At 34.1% G+C, this 13,293-nt stretch carries 10 protein-coding genes; 8 read left to right on the top strand and 2 right to left on the bottom strand.

All coding sequences use genetic code 11. The annotated features are described in order from the left end of the window. Positions 1-274 precede the first annotated feature (274 nt). The 8 genes from htpG to H3T80_RS01495 all read left to right on the top strand — a co-directional run bounded on the left by htpG (position 275) and on the right by H3T80_RS01495 (position 10,728). On the top strand, positions 275-2,149 hold the full coding sequence (gene htpG / locus H3T80_RS01530; RefSeq protein WP_198199570.1) for a molecular chaperone HtpG: 1,875 nt from the start codon (positions 275-277) through the stop codon (positions 2,147-2,149). A gap of 186 nt (positions 2,150-2,335) precedes the next feature. After that, positions 2,336-3,199 (top strand): BglG family transcription antiterminator LicT, encoded by an 864-nt coding sequence (gene licT / locus H3T80_RS01525; RefSeq protein WP_198199568.1) that lies wholly within the window; start codon positions 2,336-2,338, stop codon positions 3,197-3,199. A 157-nt stretch (positions 3,200-3,356) separates the two neighbouring features. Further along, on the top strand, positions 3,357-5,258 hold the full coding sequence (locus tag H3T80_RS01520) for a beta-glucoside-specific PTS transporter subunit IIABC (protein WP_198199558.1): 1,902 nt from the start codon (positions 3,357-3,359) through the stop codon (positions 5,256-5,258). Between the two features lie 3 nt (positions 5,259-5,261). After that, positions 5,262-6,653 (top strand): glycoside hydrolase family 1 protein, encoded by a 1,392-nt coding sequence (locus H3T80_RS01515; protein ID WP_198199557.1) that lies wholly within the window; start codon positions 5,262-5,264, stop codon positions 6,651-6,653. An 80-nt stretch (positions 6,654-6,733) separates the two neighbouring features. Beyond that, positions 6,734-7,552: a histidine phosphatase family protein gene (locus H3T80_RS01510; protein WP_198199555.1), complete on the top strand. Its 819-nt coding sequence runs from the start codon at positions 6,734-6,736 to the stop codon at positions 7,550-7,552. A gap of 175 nt (positions 7,553-7,727) precedes the next feature. Continuing rightward, positions 7,728-9,056: an OprD family outer membrane porin gene (locus H3T80_RS01505; RefSeq protein ID WP_198199553.1), complete on the top strand. Its 1,329-nt coding sequence runs from the start codon at positions 7,728-7,730 to the stop codon at positions 9,054-9,056. 12 nt (positions 9,057-9,068) lie between these two features. Further along, positions 9,069-9,833 carry a histidine phosphatase family protein gene (locus tag H3T80_RS01500; protein WP_198199551.1) on the top strand — a complete coding sequence of 255 codons (765 nt, stop codon included), beginning with the start codon at positions 9,069-9,071 and terminating at the stop codon, positions 9,831-9,833. 355 nt (positions 9,834-10,188) lie between these two features. After that, complete coding sequence (locus tag H3T80_RS01495) at positions 10,189-10,728, top strand: methylated-DNA--[protein]-cysteine S-methyltransferase (protein ID WP_198199549.1); 540 nt, start codon at positions 10,189-10,191, stop codon at positions 10,726-10,728. A 103-nt stretch (positions 10,729-10,831) separates the two neighbouring features. Here H3T80_RS01495 and H3T80_RS01490 read toward each other — a convergent pair whose 3' ends face one another. Further along, positions 10,832-11,398, bottom strand: a complete 567-nt coding sequence (locus H3T80_RS01490) for a hypothetical protein (protein WP_198199547.1) — start codon at positions 11,396-11,398, stop codon at positions 10,832-10,834. Positions 11,399-11,520: 122 nt separating this feature from the next. Further along, a complete protein-coding gene (locus H3T80_RS01485) occupies positions 11,521-12,645 on the bottom strand; it encodes a hypothetical protein (protein WP_198199545.1) in 1,125 nt (374 codons plus the stop codon). Positions 12,646-13,293: the final 648 nt, after the last annotated feature.

Here is a 13,293-nt window from a genome sequence, read left to right as displayed (position 1 = left end):
TTAACTGGTTAGTAAATTTAAAAGCCTTGATTAATATCAGGGCTTTTTTATTGCCCAAATAACTAAAAAATCAGCAATTAATTAGTTATCTTAATACTCTCTCTTGAAATTGTCTTTTTTATTCCCATATAACGATACAACAATTAATCAAATCATTATGTCAATGTTAATCAATTAATATTAACGAGATAACATCTTATTCATCGCATTAGTAAGATGAACATTTTGTGGTTAATATTAATTGAATTTGCAAATATAGCTGAGGTATTAGTCAATGAGTAAGCAAGGAACTGAAACACGTGGATTTCAATCCGAAGTTAAACAAATTCTTCATTTAATGATTCACTCTTTATATTCTAATAAAGAAATATTTTTAAGAGAATTAATTTCAAATGCTTCAGATGCAGCTGATAAGCTTCGTTTTAAAGCACTTGAAAATCCTGATTTATACGCTGGTGATGCCGAGCTTGGGGTTCGTATTTCAACCAACAAGGAAGCTGGCACCTTAACCATTTCCGACAATGGTATTGGTATGACTCGTGATGAAGTCATTGAGAATTTAGGAACAATTGCGAAATCAGGCACCAAAGCATTTTTAGAGTCAATTGGTAGTGATCAAGCTAAAGATAGCCAACTTATTGGCCAATTTGGTGTCGGTTTTTACTCAGCATTTATTGTTGCTGATAATGTTACCGTGACAACTCGTGCGGCAACAGCCAAAGCAGATGAAGCAGTGATGTGGCAATCTGCTGGTGAAGGTGAATACACCATTTCTGATACTAACAAAGAAACACGTGGTACTGAAATCGTCTTACATTTAAAAGATGATGAAAAAGAGTTTTTAGATGATTGGCGCTTACGTTCAATTATTAGCAAATATTCAGATCACATCTCATTACCAGTTGAAGTACAAACTACTGATGAAGAAAGTAAAGAAGTTAAATGGGAAAAAGTTAATAAGGCGCAAGCACTTTGGACGCGTAGCAAATCAGAAGTAACTGATGAAGAATATAAAGAGTTCTATAAACATATTTCACACGATTTTGCCGATCCGCTAAGCTGGAGCCACAACCGTGTCGAAGGTAAACAAGAATATACTAGTTTGCTCTATATTCCATCTAAAGCGCCATGGGATATGTGGAATCGTGACAATAAACACGGTTTAAAATTGTATGTGCAACGTGTTTTTATTATGGATGATGCAGAACAATTTATGCCAAACTACTTACGCTTTGTAAAAGGCTTAATTGATTCTAATGATTTACCATTAAATGTTTCGCGCGAAATCCTGCAAGATAACAAAGTAACCCAGAATTTACGCAATGCATGTACTAAACGTGTTTTACAAATGCTTGATAAACTTGCTAAAGATGACAAAGAACAATATCAACAATTCTGGAGTGAATTTGGTCTAGTTTTAAAAGAAGGGACTGGTGAAGATTTTAGCAATCGTGAGTCGATTGCTAAGTTATTACGCTTTACTACCACTAACAGTGATAGCGAGGTACAGAGCGTATCATTAGATGATTACATCAGCCGTATGCAAGAAGGTCAAGAGAAGATCTACTTTATTACTGCCGATAGTTATGGCGCAGCCAAAAATAGTCCTCACCTTGAATTATTCCGTAAAAAAGGTATTGAGGTATTATTACTTTCTGATCGTATTGACGAATGGATGATGAGCAATTTAACTGAATTTGCTGGTAAACAGTTCCAATCTATCAGTAAATCTGACGAATCAATCGAAAAGTTAGCCGATCAAAATAGCGATGAACAAAAACAAGTTGAAAAAGAACTTGAGCCATTTATTGAACGAGTGAAAAAAGTTTTAGCAGACAAAGTTAAAGAGGTTAAATTAACCCATCGTTTAACTGATACACCAGCAATTGTAACAACAGCTGCTGACGAAATGTCTACCCAAATGGCTAAATTATTTGCTGCAGCAGGACAAAAAGCACCAGAGATCAAATACACATTTGAGATTAATCCTGATCATCAATTAGTTAAACGCATCGCTAATACTCAAGACGAAACAACATTTAGTGACTGGGTTGAGTTATTGTTAGATCAAGCACTTCTTGCTGAAAAAGGATCATTGAGTGATCCGAGTAAATTTATTCAAACCATGAATAAATTACTTGCTCAATAATTAATTAACTATTTTGAATATTCAACCCGACAAGGCTTGCCTGTCGGGTTTATTGCTATTTTTTACCGCAAAAAATCAACAATTTTTAAGCCAAATTTTGATACTTATCACACTTTTTCATTTTATCACTTTCTATTTTTGTTAAGCTAGACATAATAACTTAACCTTTAATTTAGACTGTAACAGATGAAAGTTCATAAAATATTAAATAATAATGTTGTCGTAACGTTAGATGCAAAGGGAAATGAATTAATTGTTACTGGACGTGGGGTAGGATTCAAAAAAAAGGAAGGAGATGAAATTGACCCCAAACTTATTGAAAAGCAGTTTTCATTGAATAATCAAGAAATACTGCCAAAGTTTGCTGAGTTGCTTTCGGAAATACCTATCGAAATTCATACAACTTCAGATATTATAATCAATTATGCAAAAAAACAGTTAGGTGGCAAATTACAAGATAGTATCTATATTTCATTAACCGATCATATCTATTTTGCTATTGAAAGACATAAGCAGGGATTTGATATTCCCAATAACTTTATTTGGGAAATAAAAAAATTCTATCCAAATGAATATCAAATTGGTTTGCATGCTTTATCGGTGATTAAACAGCGCTTAGGTGTAGAACTGCACGAAGACGAAGCTGGTTTTATTACCTTCCATATAATCAATGCACAACTAAATGATACCATGCCGAATATCGTTAATATGACGAAGATCATGCGTGAAATTTTGAATATTGTTAAATACCATTTTAAATTTGAATATGATGAAAATAGCCTTTCCTATCAACGATTCGTCACGCACTTAAAGTTTTTTGCGCATCGTATCTTAAGTCAAGGCAAACAAGCTCAACAAGACACATCATTGTATGAAATTATTCGGCAAAAATATGAACAAGCCTATTTGTGTACTAAACAGATAGACTTACATTTAATCCAACAATATCAGCATCCATTATCCGATGATGAAAGTTTGTATTTGACTATTCATATTGAACGACTAAGAGCCGAGCTAAAAAATAATAGTGTGATCGAAATCACAAAATAATTAACTATTAGCAACAATATTATTAAATTTATGTTAATTTAATTAACACTGAAATTTTGGATTGTTATTGCATCAACCATTTTTGATGCAAGCAAAACCTAAACTCCCAATGGAATGGGAGTTTAGGTTTTTTTTTGCGCTTAAATAAGGATAAGCTATGAAAAACAAACAACTTGCCGAAGTAATTATTGAGCATGTAGGTGGTAAAGATAATATTATCAGTCTAGTGCATTGTGCAACTAGACTTAGATTTGCGTTGAAAGATGAATCAAAAGCAAATGCTGAATTTTTAAAAAAACAAGCCGGTATCATTACAGTTGTACAAAGTGGTGGACAGTTCCAAGTGGTAATCGGTAACAGTGTTGCAGATGTATTTAATGTCATCATGCAATTAACCAATCTCAATGAAAAACCAACCAACGATGCACCACCGGCTGCCCCTAAAGGTATTGTATCAAAACTGATTGATTTAGTTTCTAGTATCTTTATCCCTGCACTAGTCGTACTTGTTGCTGGTGGTATTTTTAAAGGAATAGTAGCAATATTACAAGTCATGGAACTTGTTCAAGCTGACTCACCAACCCTTAACTTCTTAAATGCGATTGCTGACGCCCCATTCTATTATTTACCAATCATTCTAGGATTTTCAGCGGTTAAAAAATTCGGTGGTAACCCTTATGTAGGTATGGCATTAGGTGGTGCATTGGTTCATCCTAGTGTGGTTGGCATGTTAGGTAATAAGTTTGAATTACAAACAGAATTTTTTAGCATTCCTATTAAATTAATCCCTTATCCTTCATCGGTTTTCCCAATAATCTTAGCTGCATGGTTCTATTCATTATTAGAACGCAACTTAAACAAAATCATGCATGACTCATTCAAAAAGTTTATTGCTCCGTTATTTGGTTTGATAATTACCGTACCACTAACCTTTGCTGTTATTGGTCCAGTTGTGTCATTCTTAAGTGATACAGTTGCTAGTGGTATCATCTATGTTTATCAACTTAACTCTGTCATTGCTTCTATGATTTTAGCTGCTCTTTGGCAAGTGATGGTGGTGTTTGGTATCCATTGGGGATTAGTACCATTTGCGATGAATAATATCTCGGTTTATCAAGAAGATTTTATGATTCCAATCTTATTCCCTGCGGTATTCGCTCAAGTTGGCGCAGTATTAGCGGTTATGTTACGCAGCAAAGATCCACAAGTTAAAACATTAGCAAGTTCATCGGTATTATCTGGAATTTTTGGGGTAACCGAACCGGCCATTTATGGCATTAACTTACCATTAAAACGTCCATTTATTATCGGCTGTATTTCGGCAATGATTGGTGGAGGTATTGTTGGTTATTATCATTCGGTTATCTATTCATTCAGCTTTATTAGTATCTTCTCATTTTTACAATTAATTCCACCTACAGGCATTAATGAAAAATTTTATGCGGTAGTATTTGGTTCACTTATTTCATTTGCAGTAGCAACATTAGTCACTTATCTATTTGGTATCCCAAAAGATAAAAAACAAAATAATGAAAATGAAACAGAAAATTCTGATTCAAACAACAATAAAACTGATAGTGATAAACAAGTAAAAACAATCACTATTGCCAGCCCATTAACTGGTCAACTTATTGACTTAAAGGAAGTTAATGATGTTACTTTTGCGAGTGGTTTAATGGGTAAAGGTGCTGCAATTATTCCAACTATTGGTGAAGTTGTTGCACCAGAAGATGGTGAAGTAGTGTCACTATTTAGAACGAAACATGCTATCGGTTTCCAAACTAAATCAGGTGCAGAAATACTTATCCACATTGGTATTGATACAGTGAAGTTAGATGGCCAACATTTTGAAGCTCATGTAGAAAGTGGTCAAAAAGTGAAAAAAGGTGATCGACTAGTAAGCTTTGATATTGAAGCAATAAAACAAGCCGGTTTTGAAGTAACTACACCAATCATAATCACTAACAGTGATGACTATATCGATGTGCAGTGCATATTTAATCAAGATAATATTCAACATGGTGACGCACTATTAGCGTTAAGTGCAAACAAGGAGTAAAACATGGCTAATACTTTTCCTAATGATTTTTTATGGGGCGGCGCAATTGCCGCTAACCAAGTCGAAGGTGCTTATAATGAAGATGGTAAAGGTCTTTCAACATCAGACTGTACTCCTAATGGTCTATTTGGCGATATAGTTGATCGTAATAATGTTGAAATTAACAGTATCAAAGATCGGGCTATCGACTTTTATCATCGCTATCCAGAAGATGTAGCCCTGTTTGCGGAAATGGGATTTACTTGTTTAAGAACATCTATCGCATGGACACGTATTTTTCCTAATGGCGATGAAGAACAACCAAATGAAAAAGGTTTAGCATTTTACGATAAACTGTTTGATGAAATGTTAAAACACAACATTACGCCTTTAGTCACCTTATCACACTACGAAATGCCCTATTACCTCGTTACTCAATATGGTGGTTGGGGAAACCGTAAAGTGATTGAGTTTTTTACTCGCTATGCCAAAACTGTATTTGAACGCTATAAAGATAAAGTGAAATATTGGTTAACATTTAATGAAATTAATATGTCACTACATGAACCATTCACCGGTGTTGGTTTAGCTAGAAATAGCAGTAAAGCAGAAATCTATCAAGCTATTCACCACCAATTAGTAGCCAGTGGACGGGCTGTTAAACTTTGTCATCAAATTATACCTGATGCAAAAATTGGTAATATGTTACTTGGCGCTATCGCTTACCCTCTTAGTCCAAAACCAGAAGATGTTTGGGCAACGCATTTAGAAAATCATGGTTGGTTGTTCTTTGGTGATGTGCAAGCACGTGGCTATTACCCAACCTATATGAATCGTTATTTTAAAGAAAACAATATTGAATTAACGATTACCGATCAAGACCGTGAAGATTTAAAAGAAACTATCGATTTTATCTCGTTTAGTTATTACATGAGTTGTTGTGGAACAGCTGACGACTCACTTCGTCAAAAAGGTAACATTCTTGATATGGTACCTAATCCACATCTCAAAGCGTCTGAATGGGGCTGGCAGATCGACCCAATCGGTATCCGTTACTTATTAAACTTGCTTTATGAACGTTTCCAAAAACCACTATTTATTGTTGAAAATGGTTTAGGCGCTAAAGACAAACTCGAAGCTGATGGCACCATTAATGACGACTATCGAATTAATTATATGAACGATCATTTAGTGCAAATTCGTGAAGCGATTAATGATGGTGTTGAAGTGATGGGATATACCAGTTGGGGACCAATTGATCTAATTAGTGCATCTAAAGCAGAAGTGACCAAACGATATGGTTTTATCTACGTGGATTTAAATCAAGACGGTTCTGGTACCCTACAACGTTATAAGAAGAAAAGCTTTTATTGGTATCAATCAGTCATTTCATCGAAAGGTGCTAATTTAAAATAATGATGATTCCAGTAGGTCTTCATTTGCCCTACCGGTAATTTCACGCATCATAATAATGACTATGCCATATGAGGCTAAAGATGAAAAATAAAAAAATTAAAGCAGTATTTGTTACTAGTGCGCTGTTATTAACAACGCTTGCTACTGGTTGTAGCAATCAAGCAAATAATGCAACAAACAATAATAGTGATGATGCCATAAATATTTATTTTGCTCGACACGGTAAAACTTTATTTAATACCTATGATCTTGTACAAGGTTGGGCTGATTCACCATTGACTGACAAAGGTATTGAAGTTGCTCGTTATTTAGGTGAAGGTTTTAAAGAGCAACACATTCAATTTGATGCTTATTACACCAGTGATGCTGGACGTCAGCGTGAAACAATGCAAGTATTGTTACAACAAAAAGGAGTTAAAGATTACCAGATCCAAGAATTAAAAGGTTTACGAGAAGTCTTTTATGGTGGATTTGAAGGTGGAAGCAATGCCAAGATGGTATCTGCATCCATGAAATCTCTTGGTTTTAAATCTGTTGATAACTTTTATAAAAGTTATGTGCAAGGACAAATTCCCGTGGCAATTCTAACTGATGCCATCGCTAAAAGTGATCCTAAACAGCAAGCGGAAAATTTTGACCAGGTTAAAGAGCGTACCCAAAATGCTTTGCATAGCATTGTAAAAACAGCTCAGGATAAACATCAAAAAAATATTTTGGCCATCTCATCTGGTATGTCAATGCAAGCTATGATTTCTGATTTAACCGATAACCCAAATAAAAACAAACCATTGTCAAATGCTACCGTGGTTAAAATTGTGTATCAAAATGGTAAATATAGTGTAGTTGAAATTGGCAATATGAAGTATGTCAATCAAGGTAAATTATCACTAAATAAATAAACGACTGGAGGCAAACAATTAACGATAATCCGAATAAAATTAGATAATTAGCAATTAAATTAGCAAAATAGGATTGTTACTGCTTAGGCAGGCAAAACCTAAATATCAGCTCAACCGATAGGTTTGTGGGCGATATTTAGGTTTTTTTTTGGAAAAATAAAGATAGGATATAACAATGAAAATAAAGTACCTTTCGCTAGCGCTACTTAATATTATGTGTTTTTCAGCAGTTGCGGCTGAATCAAATTCGCTGAATACTGATAACAGTTTTTTCAAAGATAGCAAATTTGAATTTTCAACACGTAATCATTGGAAGTATTTAAAAGAAAACGCATCGCAACCCAAAGAAGTTCATAGTGCATGGGGTCAAGCATTCACATTTAATTACAAATCTGGTTATTTGTTAGATATCCTCGGATTCGATTTCACTTACGACAACGTTATTAAACTTGGAGCCAGTGACTACTTTGCCACTCGTAACTTACTTTATAACACAGGTAAAAAACCAAATAAACATAATGCCCATGGATTTAACAAATTTACGCAACGTTATGCCAAAGTCAAACTCGGCAATTCTACAGACCTCAACTTTAATGGTAAAGTCGGTTGGCATAGTTTAAAAGATATGGGTGTAGTGAGTTCGTCACAACATTTAACTCGCTATAGTTATTTAGGATATAGTGGCGTATTAAAATACGCAAACTTTGCGTTATCATTAGCCTATATCGACAGTGCCTTACCGCGAGAATCATCGCAAAAAGTACATTTTTACAGCATAGATAGAAAGCACGAAATCGATAATATCAAAACTGCAGGTATTGCTTATAACGATAAAGCACTAAAACTCGATTACTCTTACGGCGTGGCTAAGGACTACATCAAACGTCATGCTATCGAATTCGCTTATAAACCGATGGATAAACTCACCTTCGGCTCACAAATTTACGGTAGCACTGCACTTAAAAATCATGACAAAATGAAAGCAAACGTGCGTGATTTTGATGATTCCGCGTGGCATTATGCAGCCGATGTTGAATGGAAAGAAGCTGACTGGAGTGCCAAATTCGGTATTGCTTATACCAACGCTAACCGTAAAGGGGCTATCGGTTTTTATGGGCGTCATTTAGGTAAAAATAATCGTGGTCGCTACAACGGTATGGCCGCAGCCGGTGGTGACTATATGCGCGATGGTGAAATCGTATTATCTAGTATATTAGGTTACGACTTTTTTAAAGATAACACCACAGGTTTGTATCTAAACTATGGAGAATTTAACTATAAACACGAAACCCTAAAAAATGGTGAAATCAACGTGTTTAATATCTGGAAACCAACCAGTGGAACATTTAAAAATCTATCTATTTTATCAAAATTTGGTTATGGTTGGTCTTATAAAACCATGAGCAGTAAAGACATTACCCCTAAATTGAGAGACGGCCATGCGCAACGTTCACCATCATTATCAGCAGAAACCGTTATTGATTATCGATTCAACTTGTTATAAAAGGACGAAACTATGAAAAAACTTATTAAACTTATTGGCTTAACCGCTATTCTTACAGCGTCAATCGCGCAATCATTTGCTGCCGATGTAAATATCTATTTTACTCGTCACGGTAAAACTATGTTCAATAATGTACATCGTGCTCAAGGATGGTCAGACACGCCTCTTACTAAACCTGGTATTGAAGTTGCAGAGCAACTTGGCCGAGGTTTAAAAGATGTTGATTTTATTTCGGTATATTCAAGTGACTCTGGTCGTGCTAGACAAACAGCAAGAATCGTACTTGAATCTAAAGGTGAAACTAAATTAAACATTAATGAAATGGAAGGCCTGCGTGAAACTTGCTTTGGTGATTTTGAAGGTGATCTTGATCCAAACATGTGGAACCCAGCTGCACAACATCTAGGTTATGAGTCTGACAAAGCCCTAATGGCTGATTTAGCTAAAGGTAAAGTTAACCTTAAAAAGGTGATGGATGCGATCAAAGCTGTTGAGAAATCAGGTCAAGCTGAAGATTACAATGCTGTTAAAACTCGTATGCAAGCCTCATTAAAGGCTATTGCTAAATCTGCTCAAGAACAAGGTGGTGGTAATGTATTGGTGGTCTCTCACGGTATGGCTATTATGGCAATGGTTGAAGAGATGTTAGACAAACCAATCACGAGTGGACTTGGTAACGCGAGCGTAACTAAAATCCGTTATACTGATGATGGTAAATTTATCGTTGAATCATTAGGCGATATGAGCTATGTAGAAAAAGGCAAAGCTAGCAAATAATCTTTACAAAAAGACTCACTAACGTGAGTCTTTTTGTATTATTGTTGAGTCATATTCTATTCACTCGACTCTACTTAATCACTTTACTTTCGATATTAATAAATAAAAATAATAAGCTAGTTTACTCATACTCATCATTCATAATAGTCTTATAATATTTTATTAATCAATTTGTTAAAGATAATAATTTTAATAAATTTTATTTTAAATTATTCATTGCAGATAATATAAAAAAAGAAAAAATTTTTATAACTACTGAATTGAACAATCTAAAATAAACAACTATTTTTACTACTTAAATTACATTAACTGGTTATAATAAAGTATCGCTTAATCGGTAATATTAGGATTTTTCATGTTTTATATTAGCCACTATTCGTCACCAATGGGATTAATAACTTTAGCTAGTCAACACAATAAATTAATTGGTGCCTGGATTGAAGGACAAAAATATTTTGGCCAAATTGTTAATGCTGTCAAACAAGAAAAATCTGATTTGGTAATATTTAATCAGACTAAAAAATGGTTAGATAACTATTTTCTAGGCAAAAAACCATCTATAAAACAATTATCACTTGCTCCTCAAGGTAGCGCATTTAGGCATATGGTATGGAACATATTAGCACAAATTCCTTACGGTGAAGTCATTACCTATGGCTATATCGCAAAACAAGTGGCATTGCAATGTAATAAGCCACATATGTCCAGTCAAGCCGTTGGTGGAGCGGTTGGTCACAATCCTTTATCAATTATTATTCCTTGCCATCGGGTTATTGGAGCCAATGGTAACTTAACTGGTTATGCTGGTGGAATTGACAAAAAAATTTGGCTTTTGCAACATGAACAAGTTGATATACAAAATTTTTTCATCCCTAAAAAAGGTACAGCGATTTAACAAAAGTTTACTTGTTAACTTTTTATTGCATTAAAAAAGCGTTTTTCGTAATTTTTTTAGTGATTTTAATGTTCACTTTTTGAGCAAAAAATTACGCCAATCGCTAAGCGCGACTGGATGCAATTTTTTGGGACAGTTTTTCGATAAAGCTTAAGTCAATTGATAACGGATATTTCCCTTTTTTCCAATCTTTCAAATAATTATATTCTCTTTCGCTTAGCATTAGATGCCAAGCATCCTGTGAATGCTTGCCGGCTAATGCTAATCGGGCTTTATCCTTTCTATTTGAGAGGTGGCTTGAATTAGGTTCTGCAATATTAGGGGGCGCTGACATCATTCTTAATTGCTCTATTGCAGTAAATTGCAATTTCTGCCATTCAATAACTTGTGTTAAATCAATCTGCCAATTTCCTCTTAATTGATAACCATAAGATTGAACAATAAGTTGGTCTGAGAAAAGTCCAATTAACTTTGGTATTGATATTCCAGCTTTTAATACTTTTTTATTATTCAATTTTTTATATTGTTGACAATAAACTTTCAAATCTAAATTTAATTTCGTAGCGGCTAAATAGAGTGATACTCCATAAACTTGTGCAAACATCCGTTCTCGAAAAAAATAGATACAATCAGACTGCTGACTTAATTTAAGTTTTTCTTCTATATTCATTAAATATCATTCATTTTAAATAAAAAATCCTAATCGTATCAATTTTGAAATTAACACAATTAGGTTTACAAAAAAGTACTTTATGTTTGTATATTTTTGTTCAATAACTTACTTACCAATCATTATGGTGTTATACAAGCAGTTAAATACATATGTTCAAAATCAGCTCGAGTGCCAACAATACCCTGTCGAGAATCTACTACATATAATGTTTTAGCATCACCTCTAAAGATATTACTTGACCAATAAATCGAAGTACCAAAATAAGGATCATTATAATCATCCCAATCACTACTCTTATAATAAAAATTAGTAGTATTACCCCATTCAGCAAATAGACCTCCCATCCATGTACCACGATCATTCTTATAACTAATCATTCTTCGATATTCTGGGCCAACACCAGGTATACCATAAGTCCAACCTATATAAATATTATTCTCATTGTATTCACGATTAGAATTAGTTAATTCCAATACATTAGGTATCCGATATCCACCATTTAAGCTGTTACATTTATTTTTTGAGTTAGCATAACTGCCAGAAGGCCCTATAAAGGCAATATACCATCGCTGTAACGTAAAGGTATAAAAAACATTTGTCTTACTATAATCCGCATAAAGTCTAAATGTAGAAGGTTGAAATTGACCGCCATTAGTTGAGGCTGATGGGCCTTTTAAAGTTACTCGCAAAAAGCCTTGATGGTCACTTAAAGCTAAACTTACGCCACTACCTGATATTTGAGAAACACTTTCGCCATTAATTTTAATTAGTTCTTTTGCTGATAAACCAGCTATTTTTAAATCAAAAAATAAATTATTTGATCCCGTAGTTGGAAAATTCTTATGAACATTATTAGGATCATAAAAGATAAAACCTTTGCCCTTTTTCCACTCACCATTTATATCATTTTCATATTCTACATTAGGTTTTGCATAACAAAATTTGGCGGTAGACATGACTTTTGGATAAATATAGTAGCTATGTTGAATAGCAGAAAATGATCTTGTTTTAGGAATCCCATAAGTAGTAGAAATAGTGCCTTGTGTTGCTGATACAGTTAATTTATATGGTGCCAAGCAACCATCTAGTAATGTATCAACTTGATTCGTCACTAAATTAGTTATATCGTTTCCCTCATCATCCTGCCATGTCACTTTTAAATTTCCGGTCACTGTCGGTGATTTATCGCTACCATCACCATCCATATCCCACCAATAATTTGAACCAACAATAATATCACTCAAAGGTTTTGTAGGATAATTTATATTGTCAACCGGAAAAGGAACAAAAGTTTGAATGTCGGCAAACTTTGTATTATTAGTATTAAGCCTAATAGGTTGTGTCTCACTTGATGTATCAGTTAATGGGCTTATTTTTTCACCATTGGGTAAAGCAATTGATAATAAGGGTGAAAGATCCGATTGTGTTTTGTATTCATCAAAAGTTATATATGGTGCGCTACCATGAATAACATTGACAGTTGACGCAGATAATGCACTTACATTGTGAGTTATAATTGAGAAAACAAAAAAAACTAGAAAGGACTTTTTTTTATCAAAAAAACGTTTTTGATTTAATAAATTATGGCTGGCTGGCTGGCTGGCTGGCTGGCTGGCTGGCTGGCTGGCTGGCCTCTAAACAACTGTATTTTAACATTTTTTCAATCCTTTGTCACGACATCCGGCTATTTTAATTGAATAAAAATATAATTTATTGTTGGTAAAAAGTATAATTAAATTGAGTGATTTTGACAATTCCTGCCTGTTTAAAAATTGTAAAGATAAGTAAGTAAAATCAGGTCACTACTGTTATCAGTTGATCTTGATATCTTTCGGTCGTTCACAAAGATCATGATTATTTAATCATCATCCCAACAATCTTAAAATTCAATA

This window comes from Gilliamella sp. W8145, assembly GCF_016101145.1.
GTDB lineage: Bacteria > Pseudomonadota > Gammaproteobacteria > Enterobacterales > Orbaceae > Gilliamella > Gilliamella apis_A.
Note: the sequence above shows the minus strand (reverse complement) of the source record. Positions and strands in the feature narration are given on the sequence as shown.